The organism is Streptomyces sp. NPDC093252 (assembly GCF_040683675.1).
GTDB lineage: Bacteria > Actinomycetota > Actinomycetes > Streptomycetales > Streptomycetaceae > Streptomyces.
Map to the genome: position 1 here is coordinate 80358 of NZ_JBFBEM010000009.1, position 18263 is coordinate 98620.

At 70.4% G+C, this 18263-nt stretch carries 19 protein-coding genes and 2 pseudogenes; 6 read left to right on the forward strand and 15 right to left on the reverse strand.

What is annotated here, in order from left to right; translation table 11 throughout:
- Positions 1-29: 29 nt before the first annotated feature.
- Positions 30-1694 (forward strand): threonine/serine exporter family protein, encoded by a 1665-nt coding sequence (locus AB0O01_RS20060; protein WP_365315061.1) that lies wholly within the window; start codon positions 30-32, stop codon positions 1692-1694.
- Positions 1695-1757: 63 nt separating this feature from the next.
- On the opposite strand, the gene AB0O01_RS20065 is transcribed toward AB0O01_RS20060, so the two are convergent.
- Positions 1758-2867, reverse strand: a complete 1110-nt coding sequence (locus AB0O01_RS20065; RefSeq protein WP_365315062.1) for a VTT domain-containing protein — start codon at positions 2865-2867, stop codon at positions 1758-1760.
- A 139-nt stretch (positions 2868-3006) separates the two neighbouring features.
- Between AB0O01_RS20065 and AB0O01_RS20070 the strand changes: the two genes are divergently transcribed.
- On the forward strand, positions 3007-3372 hold the full coding sequence (locus tag AB0O01_RS20070; protein WP_365315063.1) for a YbjQ family protein: 366 nt from the start codon (positions 3007-3009) through the stop codon (positions 3370-3372).
- A 764-nt stretch (positions 3373-4136) separates the two neighbouring features.
- Here the strand turns inward: AB0O01_RS20070 and AB0O01_RS20075 are convergent.
- Positions 4137-4904 carry a MerR family transcriptional regulator gene (locus AB0O01_RS20075; RefSeq protein WP_365315065.1) on the reverse strand — a complete coding sequence of 256 codons (768 nt, stop codon included), beginning with the start codon at positions 4902-4904 and terminating at the stop codon, positions 4137-4139.
- A gap of 139 nt (positions 4905-5043) precedes the next feature.
- Between AB0O01_RS20075 and AB0O01_RS20080 the strand changes: the two genes are divergently transcribed.
- Complete coding sequence (locus AB0O01_RS20080) at positions 5044-6327, forward strand: ion channel protein (protein WP_365315067.1); 1284 nt, start codon at positions 5044-5046, stop codon at positions 6325-6327.
- Positions 6328-6661: 334 nt separating this feature from the next.
- Here the strand turns inward: AB0O01_RS20080 and AB0O01_RS20085 are convergent, their stop codons facing one another.
- From AB0O01_RS20085 to AB0O01_RS20110, 6 genes are all read right to left on the reverse strand, one after another.
- Positions 6662-7465 carry an ABC transporter permease gene (locus AB0O01_RS20085; RefSeq protein ID WP_365315466.1) on the reverse strand — a complete coding sequence of 268 codons (804 nt, stop codon included), beginning with the start codon at positions 7463-7465 and terminating at the stop codon, positions 6662-6664.
- Positions 7466-7479: 14 nt separating this feature from the next.
- Positions 7480-8439 carry an ATP-binding cassette domain-containing protein gene (locus AB0O01_RS20090; protein WP_365315069.1) on the reverse strand — a complete coding sequence of 320 codons (960 nt, stop codon included), beginning with the start codon at positions 8437-8439 and terminating at the stop codon, positions 7480-7482.
- A 163-nt stretch (positions 8440-8602) separates the two neighbouring features.
- Positions 8603-9244, reverse strand: coding sequence for a PadR family transcriptional regulator (locus AB0O01_RS20095; protein ID WP_365315070.1), 642 nt, complete (start codon positions 9242-9244; stop codon positions 8603-8605).
- A gap of 37 nt (positions 9245-9281) precedes the next feature.
- Positions 9282-9830: a DinB family protein gene (locus tag AB0O01_RS20100; protein WP_365315072.1), complete on the reverse strand. Its 549-nt coding sequence runs from the start codon at positions 9828-9830 to the stop codon at positions 9282-9284.
- Positions 9831-9975: 145 nt separating this feature from the next.
- Entirely contained in the window at positions 9976-11439 is a 1464-nt protein-coding gene (locus AB0O01_RS20105; protein WP_365315073.1) for an aldehyde dehydrogenase family protein, read from the reverse strand.
- Positions 11440-11649: 210 nt separating this feature from the next.
- The gene (locus AB0O01_RS20110) at positions 11650-12474 is read right to left on the reverse strand and encodes a helix-turn-helix transcriptional regulator (protein ID WP_365315075.1); all 825 of its coding nucleotides are present in this window, start codon (positions 12472-12474) and stop codon (positions 11650-11652) included.
- 352 nt (positions 12475-12826) lie between these two features.
- Between AB0O01_RS20110 and AB0O01_RS20115 the strand changes: the two are divergent.
- Positions 12827-13291: pseudogene (locus AB0O01_RS20115) on the forward strand (ATP-binding protein); the annotation flags it as partial.
- A 368-nt stretch (positions 13292-13659) separates the two neighbouring features.
- Here AB0O01_RS20115 and AB0O01_RS20120 read toward each other — a convergent pair.
- From AB0O01_RS20120 to rpmG, 7 genes and pseudogenes are all read right to left on the reverse strand, one after another.
- The gene (locus AB0O01_RS20120) at positions 13660-13878 is read right to left on the reverse strand and encodes a DUF397 domain-containing protein (RefSeq protein ID WP_365315468.1); all 219 of its coding nucleotides are present in this window, start codon (positions 13876-13878) and stop codon (positions 13660-13662) included.
- A 355-nt stretch (positions 13879-14233) separates the two neighbouring features.
- Positions 14234-14725, reverse strand: a pseudogene (locus tag AB0O01_RS20125) (SRPBCC domain-containing protein); the annotation flags it as partial.
- Positions 14722-15138, reverse strand: coding sequence for a metalloregulator ArsR/SmtB family transcription factor (locus AB0O01_RS20130; protein ID WP_365315077.1), 417 nt, complete (start codon positions 15136-15138; stop codon positions 14722-14724). The pseudogene AB0O01_RS20125 and the gene AB0O01_RS20130, both read right to left, overlap by 4 nt.
- 7 nt (positions 15139-15145) lie before the next feature.
- Positions 15146-15565, reverse strand: coding sequence for a VOC family protein (locus tag AB0O01_RS20135; RefSeq protein ID WP_365315079.1), 420 nt, complete (start codon positions 15563-15565; stop codon positions 15146-15148).
- A 26-nt stretch (positions 15566-15591) separates the two neighbouring features.
- Positions 15592-16773 carry a GTP-binding protein gene (locus tag AB0O01_RS20140; protein WP_365315081.1) on the reverse strand — a complete coding sequence of 394 codons (1182 nt, stop codon included), beginning with the start codon at positions 16771-16773 and terminating at the stop codon, positions 15592-15594.
- Positions 16774-16777: 4 nt separating this feature from the next.
- On the reverse strand, positions 16778-17026 hold the full coding sequence (locus tag AB0O01_RS20145; protein ID WP_365315083.1) for a type B 50S ribosomal protein L31: 249 nt from the start codon (positions 17024-17026) through the stop codon (positions 16778-16780).
- Between the two features lie 8 nt (positions 17027-17034).
- Positions 17035-17199, reverse strand: a complete 165-nt coding sequence (rpmG, locus tag AB0O01_RS20150) for a 50S ribosomal protein L33 (protein ID WP_189188566.1) — start codon at positions 17197-17199, stop codon at positions 17035-17037.
- Positions 17200-17265: 66 nt separating this feature from the next.
- On the opposite strand from rpmG, the gene rpmB reads away from it, so the two are divergent.
- Both rpmB and rpsN read left to right on the forward strand, forming a co-directional pair.
- Entirely contained in the window at positions 17266-17502 is a 237-nt protein-coding gene (gene rpmB, locus AB0O01_RS20155; protein WP_355745218.1) for a 50S ribosomal protein L28, read from the forward strand.
- A 12-nt stretch (positions 17503-17514) separates the two neighbouring features.
- Positions 17515-17820: a 30S ribosomal protein S14 gene (rpsN, locus tag AB0O01_RS20160; protein WP_365315085.1), complete on the forward strand. Its 306-nt coding sequence runs from the start codon at positions 17515-17517 to the stop codon at positions 17818-17820.
- The last annotated feature ends 443 nt before the right edge of the window (positions 17821-18263 follow it).

The window sequence follows — 18263 nt, forward strand, 5'->3', positions numbered from 1 at the left end:
ACGCAGTCGTACAGGGAGCGCTGCTTTAAGTGACGGACGCGGAGCACCGTAAGCCGCATTCGGACGAGGCACGGGGCGTTTTCGATCCGGAGGTGACCTCCGAGTTCTCGGTTCCGGCGGGCCTGGACGTGGCGCGGGCGGGCGGGGAGCCGGAGACCACCTCCGAGTTCGCCGTGCCGGAAGGGCTGGACGTACCGGCGCCGACGGCCGAGGCGGAGGGGTCGGCCTTCACCACGCCGAGCACCTATGTCGCCGGGCAGGCGCCGCCCGCGTTCACCCCGCCCGGCGGGCTGCCGAGGGTGAGTCTGACGAAGGACGCGCCCTGGCAGGACCGGATGCGGACCATGCTCCGGATGCCGGTCGCGGAACGCCCCGCTCCGGAGGCCGTGCAGAAGGCGGACGACGCCGGTCCGGCCGTCCCCCGTGTGCTCGACCTGACCCTGCGCATCGGTGAGCTGCTGCTCGCGGGCGGCGAGGGCGCGGAGGATGTGGAGGCGGCGATGTTCGCCGTGTGCCGCTCCTACGGGCTGGACCGCTGCGAGCCGACCGTCACCTTCACCTTGCTCTCCATCTCCCACCAGCCGTCCCTGGTCGACGACCCGGTGACCGCCTCGCGGACCGTGCGGCGCCGGGCGACCGACTACACGCGGCTGGCGGCCGTGTTCCGGCTGGTGGACGACCTCAGCGATCCCGAGAACCATCTCTCGCTGGAGGAGGCGTACCGGCGCCTCGCCGAGATCCGCCGCAACCGGCACCCCTATCCGACCTGGGTCCTGACCGGCGCCAGCGGGCTGCTGGCGGGGGCCGCCTCGGTGCTGGTCGGCGGTGATGTCCTGGTGTTCTTCGCGGCGGCGCTCGGCGCGATGCTGGGCGACCGGCTGGCCTGGTGGTGCGCCGGGCGCGGGCTGCCGGAGTTCTATCAGTTCGTGGTCGCGGCGATGCCCCCGGCCGCCGTCGGGATCGCGCTGACCGTGGCGCACATCGACGTCGGGGCCTCCGCGGTGATCACCGGTGGGCTGTTCGCGCTGCTGCCGGGGCGGGCGCTGGTAGCGGGGGTGCAGGACGGGCTGACCGGCTTCTACATCACCGCCGCGGCCCGGCTCCTGGAGGTCATGTACCTGTTCGTCGGGATCGTGGTCGGGGTGCTGGTGGTGCTGTACTTCGGCGTCCAGCTCGGCGCCGAACTGAACCCGGACGCGGCGCTGACCATCGCCGAGCGGCCGGGGCTCCAGATCGCCGCGTCGATGCTGCTCTCCCTCACCTTCGCGGTCCTGCTCCAGCAGGAACGGTCCACCGTCCTCGCCGTCACCCTGAACGGCGGGGTCGCCTGGTGCGTCTACGGCGCCCTGCACTACGCCGGGAATCTCTCACCGGTCGCGTCCACGGCGGTCGCGGCGGGCCTGGTCGGGCTGTTCGGCCAGTTGCTGTCCCGGTACCGGTACGCCTCCGCCCTGCCGTACACCACCGCCGCGATCGGGCCCCTGCTGCCCGGTTCCGCGACCTACTTCGGTGTGCTGTCGATCGCCCAGAACGAGATCAGTAGCGGACTGGCGTCCCTGACGAAAGCGGCGGCCCTCGCCATGGCCATCGCCATCGGCGTCAATCTGGGCGCGGAACTCTCCCGGCTGATGCTGCGGGTACCGGGCGCGGCGACCGCGGGCCGCCGGGCGGCGAAGCGGACCCGGGGGTTCTGAGCCCTGCCCCGCCGGGTGGGGCGGAGGAGCAGGGCGGGCGCCTGTGTGATCAGCGGTCAGAGGTCAGCCCTGGTTGTAGGGGTACTGCCCCGGCTGGGGCTGCTGGGGCTGCTGGGGCTGGTGCGGCTGCTGGTTCTGGGGATACTGCTGCGGCGGGTACTGCTGGTGGGGGTACGGCTGCTGGGGCTGGGGCTGAGCGTGGGGCTGCGGCTGGGGCTGGGGTGCCGCGTAGTACGGGTCCTGCGGCTGGCCGTAGCCCGGCTGATGCTGCGGGTACTGCTGTTGCTGCGGGTAGCCCTGGTTGCCGGGGTGCCCCTGATGCCCCTGGTTGTTCGGGTGACCCTGAGGGCTCTGGTTGCCCTGCGGTGCGTGGGGGGTGTGGAGGGCCTGGGGCTGGTGGGTGCCGGGGCCCGGGGGGATGCGGCGGAGCTGGGTCGTGGCGTCGTCCATGGCCGGCGGCTGCTGCTGGGCGTAGGGGTAGGGCTGCTGCGGGGACTGCTGGTTCTGGTGCTGGAACTGGTCCTGCTGCTGGGTGGCCGGCTGGGGGTTGTTCTTCTTCTGCCGGCGGGCGCGCAGCACCTCGAAGACGATCGGCAGCACGGAGATGAAGACGATCAGGATCAGGATCGCCTCGATGTTCTCCTTGACGAAGGCGATATTGCCCAGCCAGGAGCCCAGCAGGGTGACACCGGCGCCCCAGAGGACACCACCGACGACGTTGAAGATCAGGAACGAGCGGTACCGCATCCCGCTGACGCCCGCGATGATCGGGGTGAACGTCCGCACGATCGGCACGAAGCGGGCCAGGACCAGGGACTTCGGGCCGTGCTTCTCGAAGAACTCGTGCGCCTTGTGCACATTCTCCTGTTTGAAGAACCGCGAGTCCGGCCGGGTGAACAGCGAGGGGCCGACTTTCTTGCCGAACATGTAGCCCACCTGGTCGCCCACGATCGCGGCGATCACGATGAGCACGACCGCGCCCCACAGCGGGAAGTCGAGCTGCCCGGAGGTGATCAGCAGACCGGCCGTGAACAGCAGGGAGTCACCCGGCAGGAAGAACCCGATCAGCAGACCGGACTCCGCGAAGACGATCAGGAGCAGGCCCCAGATGCCGAAGTCGTCGAGCAGGTTGTTCGGATCGAGCCAGCTCGGTCCGAGGGCAAGCGTCGTCACGATTCCTTGCTCCTGAAAGGGTGTTGAGAACTTCGGCGTCCGTACGGCCGGACAAAGCTATCAACGCTGTGTGTCCGTCCCAGGTTCCACCCGTGCCTCCAGGATGCACTGTGCGCCGAGGGGGACCAAGCTGTGAGTCATGGGCATGGACGACTACGGCGGCGGACAGGGACCCGAGCCCGAGGTACTGGTCGTGACGACGAACGACGTACCGGGCTATCGCGTGGACCGGGTGATCGGCGAGGTCTTCGGACTCACCGTGCGGTCCCGGCACATCGGCAGCCAGCTCGGCGCCGGGCTGAAGTCCCTGGTCGGCGGGGAGCTGCGCGGGCTGACCAAGACGCTGGTGCAGACCCGGAACCAGGCCATGGAGCGCCTGGTCGAACAGGCCCGCGCCCGCGGCGCCAACGGTGTCCTGATGTTCCGCTTCGACGTCACCGAGGCCGCGGACGTCGGCACAGAGGTGTGCGCCTACGGCACGGCGGTCGTCCTGGTCAAGGACTGACGCCCTCGGGGACGTGACGCACACCACGGGGGAGTGACTCCGTCGGGGGCGGGGCGCGGCTCCGTCAGGGGCGAGGGGGGTGACTCGGGCGGGGGTAGGGGGACTCCGTCGGGTAGGGGCGTGGGGTGGCGTCCACGGGGTGCAGGGGAAACCGGGGTGGCGCCTCGGGCAGCCAGGGAACCCGCCCCGGCGTGGGCGGTGGCTACACCGTCGGCTCGGGGGACCTGGCGGGCGAGGGCGACCCGGGGACCCGGTGGCCGGGAGAACCGGTGGGCGAGGGCGACCCGGTGGCCGGGCGACCCGGTGGGCGAGGGCGACCCGGAAAGCCGGGAACCCAGTGGGCGAGGGCGGCTTCGGCGGACAGGAACGGCGGCTCGATGGGCAGAGCGGCTCAGAAGACCGTCGGCCGGGAGCGGTACGGGACGACCACCCCTGCCGGAACCGCCACCCCGGCACCGCGACCGGCAGCAGCATCGCCCCAGCCCACCCCCGAAACCGACACCCGACACCAGCACCCCCACGCCCGGCACCCGGCACCCGGCACCCGGCACCCGAAGCCAGCCTCGACGCGGAGCGCCCAGTACCCCGACACCCAGCCCGCAACGCCGAGCACCCAGCGCCCAACACTCGATGCCCGATGCCCGGCACCCCCGCACCCCCGCACCCCCGCACCCCCGCACCCGAAGCCAACCCCAGGACCAGCGCCAGCGCCGGGGACCGGCCCCCGCACCCCGCACACCCCCACACCTCACCCCCCTCAGCCCTCAGCCCTCACCCCCCTGCCGCCCGGCATTCGCCACGATCGCGTCCCTCAGGTACGTCGCCAGGCCGGTGCGGATCTTGTCGTAGTTCGCCGTGAAGCGCTGGTCGGAGACATACATCTCGCCCAGGCAGACATGCATCTCGTACGAGCACTCGTAGTGCGCGCCCGAGATGAAGCGGCGGTGCTCCTCCGCGGTGTCCATCGCCTCCGGTGCGTCCGCCGGGGTGCCGGACGCCATCAGGTCGGCCATCCGGCGGTGGATCGCGTCGAACTCCTCGGTGAGCCGCTTCCAGTCCTCCTTGGTGTAGCCGGCGGCGCGGCGCTGCGACTCGCGGTAGGCGTCGGTGTCGCCCCAGCGCTGCTGTACCTCCTCCTCGTACTGGTCCGGGTCGAAGTCCCCGAACACCTCGAACTTCTCCTCGGGTGTGAGGTTGATGCCCATGCTGCGTGCCTCCATGGCGTGCTCCACGGCCGCCGCCATCTTTCTCAGCTTGTCGATCCGGGCGGTCAGCAACTCGTGCTGGCGGCGCAGATGCGCCTGCGGGTCCGCGTCCGGGTCGTCGAGCAGGGCGGCGACCTCGTCGAGCGGGAAGCCCAGCTCCCGGTAGAACAGGATCTGCTGCAACCGGTCGAGGTCGGCGTCGCTGTACCGCCGGTGCCCCGCGTGGCTGCGCTCGCCGGGGGCGAGCAGACCGATGTCGTCGTAGTGGTGCAGGGTGCGCACCGTGACCCCGGCGAAACCGGCGACCTGTCCCACGGAGTAGCCCACTTCCGCTCCTTCCTCGTACGCCCTTCACCTTCCTGCCTCACGCCACGTGAGGTGCAAGCCCGGTCTTGGAGGATGTTTCCGGGAGGAATGGCAGCCATTGCGCCCGATATGCATGGTTCGCCCGTCTATCGTGGCCCGGGTGGCTCACGACACCTCGTCGCCGGCGCCGAGCACTCCGGCGACCCCGGCCCGCGCGCTGCTGCCCCTGATCCTTCCCGCGCTGGTCGTGGGTGTGGGCGCGAGCCTGCTCTTCCTCGGCGTCAGCGGGCTGGCCGAGCAACTCCAGCACGTGCTCTGGAACAACCTCCCCGACGCACTCGGCGTGGGCCGCTACTCCGTGCTCTGGATACTGGTCGTCCTCACCGGGACCGGCATCCTCGCCGGTCTGGTGGTGTGGAAGGTCCCCGGACACGCGGGGCCCGACCCGGCCCTGACCGGGCTGGACGCGCCCGTGATGCCGCCGGTCGTGCTGCCCGGCCTGCTGATCGCCACCGCCCTGACCCTGGCCGGCGGCCCCAGCCTGGGCCCGGAGAACCCGATCATCGCCGTCAATGTCGGCCTCGCCTTCTGGCTGGGCAACCGGCTGCTGCCCGCCGTGCCCGGCGCCATCTGGCCGGTACTGGCGGAGGCCGCGACGATCGGCGCGCTGTTCGGCACCCCGGTCGCCGCCGCGCTGGTCATCTCCGAGGCCCTCGCCGGCCGTCAGACCCGGGGCAAGCTGTGGGACAGCGTCTTCGCGCCCCTGGTCGCCGCCGCCGCGGGCGCCCTGACGACCACCCTGGTCGCCCACCCCAGCTTCGATCTGCATCTGCCGCCGTTCGACCGCCCCGGCTGGGCCGATCTGCTGTCCTGTCTGGTCGTCGCCTCTCTCGCCGCGCTGCTCGGCATGTGTGCGGTGTACGCCTTTCCGTATGTCCATGGCGCGTTCTCCCAACTGCGCCATCCCCTGCTGATCCTGCCCGCGGGTGGGCTGGTGCTGGGTCTGCTCGGTGCGCTGGGCGGCCCGCTGACGCTGTTCAAAGGGCTGGACGAGACGGCGGAACTCGCCCATGACCCGGACGGCTGGTCGGCCGGGCAGTTCACGGTGATGGCCGTGGTGAAGCTGGCCGCGCTGCTGGTCGCCGCGTCCAGCGGTTTCCGGGGCGGGCGGATCTTCCCGGCCGTCTTCGTCGGCTCCGCGTTCGGTCTCGCCGCCCATGCCCTGGTCCCCGCCGTGGACCCGGCCGTCGGTGTCTCGGCGGGCGTCCTCGGCATGCTGCTGGCGATCACCCGGCAGGGCTGGGTCAGCCTCTTCACCGCCGCGGTCCTCGTCTCCTCCCCCGCCATCCTCTCCCTCCTCTGTATCGCCTCCCTTCCGGCCTGGCTGCTGGTCACCGGCCGCCCCCAGATGCAGCTCAAGAAGGACGGCTCCTCCGTACGCTGACACCGACACCGACACCGACACCGACACCGAGGCTGACGCCGATCCGGATGCCGATTCACGATGCCGACGCCCGCGCGGGAGGCACCGGGGTGCGCGGCGCCACCCGCAGCGGGCAGGCATCTCCCACATCGGGCGGGCATCCCCCGCAGCAGGCGGTGTCACCGGCAGGCGAGCCGGCAGCTATTTCTGGTACACCGCCCGACGCCCCGGGGTTCCCACCCCGGCGGAACTTTCTTCCCCGAGCCCGCCACTCATCTCTCCCACCACCTCACCCCTCTCGCCACCTCTCCCCTCCCGCCACCTCACCCCTTCTCCGTCCATCCCCCTCACCCCGCTACTTGCTCAACCGCCCGAACCTCCGTACCGCCAGCGGGAAGAACAGCGCCAGCAGGGCCAGCGGCCACACCACCGCCGCCCAGACATGGCCGGGCTCCCCGCCGGGGTTGCCGAACAGATCGCGGACCGCCGTCGCCGTATGGGACATCGGGTTCCACTGCACCACCGTGCCCAGCCAGTCCGGCATGGAGTCCGGGCTCGCGAAGGCGTTGGAGAGGAAGCCCACCGGCCAGACCAGGATCTGCACCGCCGTCACCAGTTCCGGCTTGCCCGCCACCAGGGCCAGATGGATACCGATCCACAGCATCGCGAACCGGAAGAGCAGCAGCAGTCCGAGCGCGGCCAGGAAGCCACCGACCCCGCCGGTCGCCCGCCAGCCCAGGGCGAACCCCACACCGACCAGCACCAGCAGCATCAGCGCGGACTGGAGCATGTCGGCGACGGACCGGCCCACCAGCACCGCCCCGTTGGCCATCGGCATGGAGCGGAAGCGGTCGATCACGCCCTTGTTGAGGTCCTGGGTGACCGCGACCATGGTGGACTCCAGCCCGAAGGCCATGGTGAGCGCCAGCATGCCGGGCACCAGGAAGTCGACGTAGTCACCGGTGATCCCGCGCCCGCCGCCGACCAGATAGCCGAACATCACCAGCAGCATCACCGGGAAGACCAGGTTCACCACGATCCCGACCGGCTGCCGCGCCCAGTGGGCGAGTTCCCGCCGGGTCATGGTCCACGCGTCGGCCAGGGCGTGCGCCACAGCGGATCCACCGGTGTTCACCCCTGCGTTCGCCCGCGCGTTCATCCGTACGTCCGTACTCATCCCACCCTCTCCTTCGTCTTCTCGTCCCGCCCGGTCAGATGCAGGAACACCTCGTCCAGCGTGGGCCGCCGCAGGGCCACGTCCTCCGCCCGGAGCCCGGCCGTCTCCAGGGCCCGTACGACCTCGGAGAGGGCGGTCATCCGGTCGGTGACCGGGGCGCTGATCAGCCGCCGGTCCCGGTCGACCGTCACCTCGTCCCGGGGTATCGGCAGCAGCGCCACGGCCGTGTCGAGCTGCCCCTCGTCGTGCAGCACGACGTCGATCCGGTCGCCGCCGATGAGGTTCTTCAGGGCGTCGGCCGTGCCGTCCGCGACGACCCGGCCCCGGTCGACCACCGAGATCCGGTCGGCGAGCTGATCGGCCTCCTCCAGGTACTGCGTGGTCAGCAGGACCGTCGTACCGCCGCCGGTCAGGGAGCGGACGGCGGACCACACCTCGGTGCGTCCGCGCGGATCGAGGCCGGTCGTCGGTTCGTCCAGGAAGAGCACCTCCGGTTCCACGATCAGGGACGCGGCGAGGTCGAGCCGCCGCCGCATGCCGCCGCTGTACTGCTTGACCGCCTTGCGGCCGGTGTCCTGGAGGCCGAAGCGCTCCAGGAGCTCTGTCGCCCTCCCGCGCGCGTGCCGGGCGCCCAGGTGGTAGAGGCGGCCGAACATCTCCAGGTTCTGGTGGCCGCCCAGTTCCTCGTCCAGTGCCGCGTGCTGGCCGAGCAGACCGATGCGGTGACGGACCTGCTGGGCCTGGCTCCGGACGTCGTACCCGGCCACGGTGATCCGTCCGGAGTCCGGGCGCAGCAGGGTGGCCAGGATCCGGACGAGGGTGGTCTTGCCCGCCCCGTTGGGGCCGAGCACTCCGTGCACGGTGCCGCGGCCGACGGTGAGGTCGAGCCCGTCCAGTGCGTGTTTGTCGCCGTACGTCTTGTGCGCGCCTTCGACGGCGATGGCCGTATCGGACACTGCGCCACCCACTCCCTCGCTCAGTCCAGCCCGTCTAGTCAAACTTGACTAACAACAACCGCCGGAGAGTAATTCCCCGGACTCTTGTTAGTCAAACTTGATTACTGGGCTTCGTGGGCGCATGAGCGCTTCCTCAGTGAGAGCGGGCCCCAGGGGACCCCGCTCAGCGGTCGTCCCCGGCGTGTCGCTCGCCCGTCGCGTACGGGTTCTCCTCGCCCTCCCCCAGCACCCCGACGAACGGCTCGCCCTCCCCGGCGAAGGTGTACGCCCCGGCGCGGATCCGGTCGATCAGCCCGCGGGTCCACTCGGCGCCGGTGTCGGCGGTATACACCCAGAGGTTCATGATCTCGCCGATATGGCCGAGCTGGGCCGGGCCGCCCTCCGGGGTGTAGTACTCGGTGACGGCCTTCCGCCACGCCCCGATCGCCCGCACCCGCTCCTCCAGCAGGTCGAGCACCTCCGCGCGCGGCAGGTCGACCATGAAGCCGAGAGCGGCGGTGAGTACGTCGGGGTGCTGGTCGTAGGCGGTGAGGGAGGAGCGGACCAGGGAGAAGTACTCCTCCGTGCCCTTCCCGGTGACCTCGTACTCGGTGCGCGGCGGACCGCCCGCCGTGGACGGCGCCACCTCGTGCACGACCAGGAGGCCCTGTTTGGCCATCTGCTTCAGCGCGTGGTAGATCGAGCCGGGCTTGGCGTTGGACCACTCGTGCGCGCCCCAGAACTCCAGGTCGTTGCGGACCTGGTACCCATGGGCCCGCCCGTGCTGACGGATGGCCCCCAGCACCAGGAGACGGATCGCTGACATGGGTTCAGGGTAGGCGTCAAGCACCGGGGGGCGGCGGTCAGCCCCAGGTCTCCCCGCGCTCCAGCGCCACCAGCTCGAACGCCGTCTTCCCGTCCAGCGACTCGCGGATGATGTCCGCGTGCCCCGCGTGCCGCCCGATCTCGCGGATCAGATGCAGACACACCCAGCGCACCGAGACCCGCCCCTCGGGCGGGAACCAGGGCTGGTCCGGCAGCGGGAAGGTGTCGTCCAGGCTCGGCACCGAGCGGACGTACGCCTCCGTCTCTGCGGCGACCTTCTCCCCGTACGCGAGCTGGGACTCCACGCTCTCGCCGTCGACCAGCGTGAAGCACTCGTGCCAGTTCGACTCGTCCCGCGCCACCGCCGGCGGCTCGCCCTTGGCGCGGGCGATCCAGCTCTGCTCGACCTCGGCGACATGCTTGAGCAGCCCGCCGAGGGTCAGTTCGCTGGCGCTCGGCCGGGCCGCCGCCTGCTCCTCGGTGAGCCCCAGCACGGAACGGCGGATGCCGCCGCGCTGCTCCTCGATGAAGGCGAGCAGCGCCCCGCGCTCGTCGCCCGCCGCCTCGGCCCGCACGTGAGTGACCATGACTGGCCCCGCTTCCCTGATCGGATGTCCCTTGCCCTGCTGACACCGATGACGCTAGGGGGCAATGAGGTCAGACCCTGACCCAATGCCGCCCGTGCCGGGAGGGGAAGCGGAGAGAAGCAGAGAAAGGCGGACCAAGGGTGCCTCAGAACGGGAACCCGCTGCGCCCCGTCTGCACCGAGACCCACTTCAGCGAGGTGAACGCGTCCACCGTCGACTCGCCGTTCAGCCGCCCCACCCCGGAGTTCTTCTCGCCCCCGAAGGGCACGAGCGGCTCGTCGTGCACGGTCCCGTCGTTGACATGGAACATCCCCGTGTCGACGCGCCGCGCGAAGCGCACGCCCCGCTCCGGGTCGCCCGTGTGCACCGCTCCGCTGAGGCCGTACGGCGTGTCGTTGACCAGCCGGACCGCCTCCTCCTCGCCGTCGAAGGGGATGAGGAGGGCCACCGGGCCGAAGATCTCCTCCCGCAGCAGCGGGGAATCGGCGGGTATGTCGGTCAGGACCGATGGCTCGATCAGGTTGTCGCGGGTCTCGCCCCGCAGCAGCGCGGTGGCGCCCTCGGCCAGTGCCTGCTCGACGGACGCCGAGATCATCTCCGCCTGGGAGGCGTTGATCACCGGGCCGATCACCGTATCCGGGTCCCGCGGGTCGCCCGTCTTGAGGGACCTGACCTTGGCGACGAACTTCTCGGTGAACTCGGCGGCGACCGAGCGGTCCACCAGGATCCGGTTGGCGGCCATGCAGACCTGGCCCTGATGGACGTACCGGCTGAAGACCGCCGCGTCGACGGCGTAGTCGAGGTCGGCGTCCTCCAGGACCACCAGGGCGCTGTTGCCGCCGAGTTCCAGAAGGGCGCGCTTGAACCCGCCCGCGCAGACGACGGCCACATGGCGGCCGATCTTGTCGGAGCCGGTGAAGGAGATCACCTTGGGCACCGGGTGCTCGATGAAGGCGTCGCCGATCTCGGCGATGTCGGTGATGACGACATTGAGCAGGCCCGGCGGCAGTCCCGCGTCCTCGAAGATCTTCGCGATCAGGGTGCCACCGCAGACCGGAGTGTCCTGGTGGGGCTTGAGGACCACGCCGTTGCCGAGGGCGAGAGCGGGGGCGACGGACTTGAGGGAGAGCAGGAAAGGGAAGTTGAAGGGGCTGATGACCCCGACGACCCCGACCGGGACCCGGAAGAGCCGGTTCTCCTTGCCCTCGACCGGGGAGGGGATCAGCCGGCCCTGCTCGGTGGTGGCCAGGCCGATGGACTCGCGCAGGAACTCCTTGGCGAGATGGAGTTCGAAACCGGCCTTCACGCGCGTGCCGCCGAGTTCGGCGATGATCGCCTCGGCTATCTCGTCCTCGCGCTCCTCGACCAGGCGCAGGGCCCGCTCGATCACCGCCCGCCGGGTGAAGGCGTTGGTTTCGGCCCAGTCGCGCTGGACGCGCTCGGCCGCGCGGTAGGCCAGATCTATCTCATCGGCCGCGGCTATGGTGATGGAGGCGAGCTTCTCGCCGTCGTACGGATTGACATCGATGATGTCCCAGGCGCCGGTACCCGGGCGCCACTCACCGTCGATGTACTGCTGGGCCAGGTCGGTGAAGTACGACGACGACATGTGATCCCTCAATCCCCGCCGCCCCGGCTGCCGGTCACGCAGCGGGAGCGGTCAAAGCCGTGGAAGCCAAAGCGGTCAAAGCCGTGGAAAGCGGCGGAATCCATGAGAGTCCGGCCCGCCGAACGGACACCGCGCGGCCGGCCACCGAGAGCCGCCCGGAACCCACCCGGAAAACCTGACGCTCTGATCGCACGTCATCGTACTTGTGTTTCAGGAGAGTTGAAGCAGTCCGCGGAGAAGATCCCGGCTCTCCGCGGGACCGGGGCTGTCCGTCTGGAGTTCCTTGAGGGCGGTCTCGTACTGGGCGACGTCCTCGGGCTTGTCCAGATAGAGGGCGCTGGTGAGCTGCTCCAGATAGACCACGTCGGACAGATCGGACTCCGGGAAACTGAGCAGGGTGAAGGCACCGGACTCGCCGGAGTGCCCGCCGAAGCCGAACGGCATGACCTGGAGCCGTACGTTGGGCCGCTCGGAGATCTCGATCAGATGCTGGAGCTGTCCCCGCATCACCTCGCGGTCGCCGTAGGGGCGGCGCAGCGCGGCCTCGTCCAGGACGATGTGGAAGTCGGGGGCGTCCTCGGCGACCAGATGCTTCTGCCGCTCCAGCCGCAGCGCCACCCGCCGCTCGACATCCGCCTCACCGGCGCCCTTCATCCCGCGCCGCACCACCGCGCGGGCGTACGCCTCGGTCTGGAGCAGACCGTGCACGAACTGCACCTCGTAGGCGCGGATGAGGGAGGCCGCGCCCTCCAGGCCGACATAGGTGGGGAACCAGGTCGGCAGGACGTCCGAGTAGCTGTGCCACCAGCCAGCCACATTGGCCTCACGGGCCAGGGAGACCAGGGAGGCGCGTTCGGTCTCGTCCGTGATGCCGTACAGCGTCAGCAAGTCCTCCACGTCCCTCGTCTTGAAGCTCACCCGGCCCAGTTCCATCCGGCTGATCTTCGACTCGGAGGCGCGGATGTGGTACCCCGCCGCTTCGCGCGTGATGCCGCGCGCCTCGCGCAGTCGCCTGAGTTGCGAGCCGAGCAGCATGCGTCGCACCACCGATCCGGGCTCTCCCGCGCTCACGTTCGCCGCCTCCCAACCGTCTTCAGGGCCCGCAGTCTGCCACTAAAGCACTTCGAGCAGTACTCGTCCGGTTACAGAGACGGAAAGAAGCCAAACATTCCGCATCCGCTCCGGGCCGCTCACTGCCCACAGGTGGCGCAAAGGTGACGGAAAAAATGACCAACAAGCGGTACGGGAGGGTCCAATTCGGTCGCGTGCACGTGCATCTGCCCTTGCATCTGATGTACGCATCCGAAACCATGGACTCGCGCCACCGCTGCATCGCAACGACCGCGAATTCCCGGGAGTGCCTCGCATGGGGACGAATGGATCGACCATGCTCAAGCCGTTACGGCAGGGCCTTCCGCCACTGGACCCCTCGGCCGCGTCCGACGCCGCCTCCTGCGCCCTGCCCGCCCGCTACGAAGCGGTGCGCGAGGCCCGCCGGTTCGCGCGCGCCACCCTGGGCGGCTGGGACGTGGGCGACCGCTTCGACGACATCTGCCTGGTGGTCTCCGAACTCGTCACCAACGCGCTGCGCCACGCCCTGCCGCACCCCGACCCCTGTCCGGTGGGGCCGCTGGGCCATGAGCAGTTGGTGCGGCTCCAGTTGATGCGCTGGACCGGCCGCCTGGTGTGCGCCGTACGCGATCCCAGCGCCGATACACCGGTCGCCCGGGAGACCGAGGACTTCTCGGCGGAGTCCGGCCGGGGGCTGTTCCTGGTGGACTCCTTCAGCGATAGCTGGGGCTGGCACCCGCTGGCCGGATCACTGCCCGGGAAGGTCGTCTGGGCGATGTTCGGCCTCGGGGAGGAGCGCGGCGAGTTGGACCGCGGTGAGAAGGATCGTGGTGGGGTGGATCGTGGTGGGGTGGACCGCGGTGGGGTGGACCGCGGTGGGGTGGACCGCGGTGGGGAGATCGGTGGCGGCGAGAGGGGCGGGCTGATACCCGGGGAGGATGCCCGGGGGATGGAAGGGGTCCAGGGGGTGGAGGGGGTCCGGGTGCGGGGTGAGGCCCGGCTGAGAGGGGGCCTTCGGCCCGGCGATGGATGTTGATGGACCGGAGCACTTCATGGTGCCCCGGTTCTACGCGCGTTACCGGCTGGTACGGACCAGGCCCCGCGACCCGTCGCGCGACACGTCCGTGGGCGCGCCGGACGGGCCGCGCCTCAGCCGGCGATCAGATGGTCGAACTCCCCGTCCTTGACACCGAGCAGCATGGCCTCGATCTCGGCGCGGGTGTAGACGAGCGCGGGACCGTCCGGGAAGTTCGAGTTGCGTACGGCGACCGCGCCGCCGGGCAGTCTCGCGAACTCCACGCAGGATCCCTGGGAATTGCTGTGCCGGCTCTTCTGCCAGGCCACTGAGCCCAGCTTGGCGGCGGCCATGCCGTTGTAGACGCCGGGGGCGGGGACTCCGCCGTAGAGGTCACCGCCATAGGGGTCACCGTCGTACACATCACCGTCGTACACGTCGTGGTCCACAGGTCGCTCCCCGGTGGTGCACTGGCTGGTGTGGCCATTGATGCATCGGTCAACTGTGCCGGATCATAACCTTGTTCACCTGCGGATGCATGGGCGAATGCATGCGCAGATGCACGTGCACGCGGGGTGTTCCTGTGATTACAGCTTTGACGACCGCTTTACCTCCGCCGCCCCAGCTTTACCCATTCCCCCAGGGTGATCCATTCGTTTTCACGGACGTTTCACGGATGTGGTTCCATCTGCTTCCATCCGGTGCTTCCATCCGGTCGAGCGTCTGCCCCAGAGACCGCATGACATGCGATCTCCACCCTCCGCCCATGATCCTCCGCGCCATCAACTGCGCAGGATCGTCGGGGTCGAATCCCTCGTGCACTAGGAACAGACGCGTTCCCCGCCCTTCCTGTTCCAATGTCCACGTGAGCGTCCAGTCGGCGGAGTTGGTCGGATCGGTGTCGGCCCAGCGGACTCGAAGCATCCGTTCAATGTCGTAGGCCAGCACACGTACTTCCACCGTGCCGGAGAATCCCGTGTTCGGCCTTGGCACCGAAGTCATCCGGTAGTGATGACCGACCTCCAGCCGGAAGTGCTCCGCACCTGGCATCTGCCACTGCACGAGCAGCTCGGGCTCGGTCAGCGCGCGCCAGACCTTGGCGGGTGGATGGGGGAAGAAGTGGTCGACATGGATGGCCGTCAGGTCGTCGTCGGCGGGTTCGTGGGGCCGGTTCGGCTGGTCCGGGGAGGCGGTGCTCATGTCGCCCCATCGTCGGGCATCCGGTCCAGCAGCGCGCCGAGGCCGGTCAGCCGTTCGCGCCAGAAGCGCTCGTACGGGTGCAGCCAGTCCTGTACATCGGCCAGCGGGGACGCCTCCAGGCGGTAGATACGCTGCCTGCCGGAGCGCTGCTCGGAGACCAGACCGGCCTCTCTGAGCACCTTCAGATGCTCGGAGAGGCTCGGGCGCCGCATGGCGAAGTGATCGGCCAGCGCCTGGACGGACTGCGGGCCGCCGTCCCGCAGCAGCCGCAGCACTTCACGCCGGGTGCTGTTGGCCAGGGCGGCGAAGAGGCGGTCGGTGGGGGTGGTTGTCTGGGGGGCGGGGGTCGGTCCGGGGGGTGCCGCAGTTCCGTGCGGTGGGGGTGTGTCCGTCCCGGTCCCGGTTGCGGTCATGGCGTGATCAGAGACCTTCCTTCTCCGTCAGGAGCATCAGCGCGTTGCCGTCGGGGTCGCGGAAGGAGGCCATCCGGCCCCACGGCTGTTCCTCGGGGCCCTCCACGGCGACGCCCGCCTCGGTGAGGCGCGCGCAGTCGGTGTCGACATCGGTCGTGACCAACATGATCCCCCGGGTCGAGCCGGGCTCGAAACCGCCCATGCCGGGCCCGGAGAGCGTGAACACGGTCTGTGCGCCGCGCGGGGCGACCTGGAGCCAGCGGCCGGGCGGCATCTGGAGGTCGGCGGTGACCTCGAAACCGAGGACGTCCCGGTAGAAGCGCAGGGCTCGGTCCTGGTCGGTGACGGGGAGGGTGATGAAGGAGGTGTGGGTGATGTGGGTGGGGTTGGGAGTGGGGGCGGGAGTGGTTGCGGTGGGGTTCGTCATACAGGTGACTATAGGTAGGAGATTCCCTACGCGTCAAACGTAGGGGATCTCCTACCTGTCTGGTGGTGGGGCACCAGGTGCTGGCAGCGGTCGCCGTGCTCGGGGTGCCAGTCCAGCGCGGCGGCGGCCCGGCGCGTCGGCGGCACCAGGTCCCAGGCCGCGTCCGGCAGCGAGGCCAGCCACGGACCGGCCGTCTCGACGCAGAGCGCGCCGCCCGCCGCGTCCCAGTGCAGCAGCGTGTCCGGCCGGTCGGCGAGCCAGAACCGCCCTCTGCTGCGCACGGCGGCGCAGGTCAGGTCCTCCAGCGCGGCGTAGAGGCGCTCGGGGTGGAACGGTCTTCTGCGGTGCCAGACCAGGGTGCCGACCCCGTGCGCGTCGGCCTCGGCGGGCAGCAGCGCACAGGCGGGGTGCTGGGCTGCCGCGGCGGCGTCCACGTCGAAGCGGGCGGTGGGGGCGATGGCGGTTTCGGTGAGGGGGGTGAGGGGGGTGCAGGGGGTTTGGGGGGTCAGAGGGGTTCGGGGGGTGTGGAGGCTGGGGGTGGGTGGGGGTGGTTGTTGGGTGTTCTGTGGCGGCTGGGGTGGTTTTGGCGATTCTGGGGACGGTGTGGGGATCGGCGGTTCGACCGGGATGCGGTGGGCCGTCGGGTGGAGTTGGGTCAGCAGCTCGCGGTCCTCGTCGTCGGCCTCCGGGGAGTCGGTGATCGCGAGGACCGGCGCGTACTCGAGTTGGCGGGCGAAGGTGTCGGCGACCGTGCGCCGGTCGGTGGGGGCGGCGGCGAGGCCGCGCTCGGCGAGATCGTCGCCGTTGGCGAGATACGGCAGCAGCAGCGCCGGATCGACGGCGGTGATCACGGCGGTGAGCCGCAGCCCGCCGGAGACGATCACCTCCGCCATCGCCCTGGGCTCGACGGAGTCCCACAACTCGACGATCGCGAGCGGGGTGACCCCGCCCCGGGCGAGCCGCGCCAGCTCGGGCACCAGGTCCTCGCGCAGCGCGCAGCACGCGCAGTCGTCGACCAGCGGCGCCTCACCGGTGGCGAGGACGCCGCCGGCGTCGGAGACGGTCCGTACGACGGTGCCGGCCGGGGCCGTCGCGAGGTCGTGGTGGAGTACGACACTGCCGGGTACGTCGGCGAGCAGCCGGGCCACCGCGGCCCGGCGGGCATCGGCGTGCAGCCCGCCGACGATCACCACGGGGAGGTCGGGCACCGGCCTAGCCCTGCTTTCCGTACCGGCGCTCGAAGCGCTCGACGCGGCCCGCGGTGTCCAGGACGCGCGCGGTGCCCGTGTAGAAGGGGTGGCTCACATGGGAGATCTCCACATCCACCACCGGGTAGGTGCGGCCGTCCTCCCAGACGATCGTCTTCTCGCTCGTCATGGTCGAACGGGTGAGGAAGGCGTGGTTCGCGGCCCGGTCGCGGAAGACGACGGGGCCGTAGGCGGGATGGATTCCCTGGCGCATGCGGTGCCTCAGCGCTCCTCTCGGAAGTCGACGTGCCGCCCGGCCACCGGGTCGTACTTGCGCAGGGTCATACGGTCCGGGTCGCTGCGGCGGTTCTTGCGGGTGACGTAGGTGTAGCCGGTACCGGCGGTGGACCGGAGCCTCACCACCGGACGGAGTTCGTTGCGTGCCATGCTGCTATCTTACTGAAAACGATTCCCATTAACACCTTCCCTGGCAGAGAGGTACGTCACCACCCCATGTCCGCGCACTGCATGCTCACCGGCGCCCGGCCGGGCTTCGGCAACCGCATCTCCCACTCCCATCGGCGCACTCCCCGCCGGTTCGACCCCAATGTCCAGTCCAAGCGCTACTGGCTGCCGAGCGAAGGGCGGTACGTACGGCTGCGGCTGAGCGCCCGCGGGATCAGGACGGTCGACACGATCGGCGTCGAGGCGGCCGTCGCGCGCATCCGGGCGCGCGGGGTCAAGGTCTGAGGGGGCGGGTCCATGGCGAAGAAGAGCAAGATCGCGAAGAACGAGCGGCGCGGGGCGATCGTCGCCCGGTACGCGGAGCGGCGGGCCGAACTGAAGGAGATCATCCGCCGCCCCGCCTCGACCGACGCCGAACGGCTGGCCGCTCAGCGCGAACTGCGCGCCCAGCCACGCGACGCCAGCGCCACCCGCGTGCGCAACCGGGACGCGGTGGACGGGCGCCCGCGGGGGTACTTCCGCGCGTTCGGCCTGTCCCGGGTGAGGCTGCGGGGGCAGGCGCACGCGGGGTATCTGCCGGGGGTGCGCAAGGCGTCCTGGTAGGCGTCCTGGTGAAGGGGAGGGCTGCGCGCGGGCGGGGCTTGCCGAGTTCGGGGCGGTGGGGTCGGGGGCTGGTAGTAGCTTGCTGTGGGTCTTGGGTCGTGAGTCATGGGTCGTGAAACATGCGTCATGGGTCATGACGTCCGATCGGTTCGTTGTGGGGGCTTCCGTGGCTTCGGTGTCGAGTGGGCTTGGTGAACGTGCTGGTAGTCGTGCTGGTACGGGCATTGGTGCTGGTACGGGTCGGTGGGGGCGGGGGGTCCGGTGGGCGCGGTGGGTTGCCGTGGTCGCCGGGGCGACGGGCGTACTCGCGGTGAGCGGGTGCAGCGGTGGTGGAGGGGGTGAAGGAGGGGGTAGCGGGGGTGGTGGGGGTGGCTCGGACGGCGGCTCCGTGCCCCCTTCGGCTTCCCCTTCTTCCCCTTCCCCCTCCCCCACCGCCGCTGCCT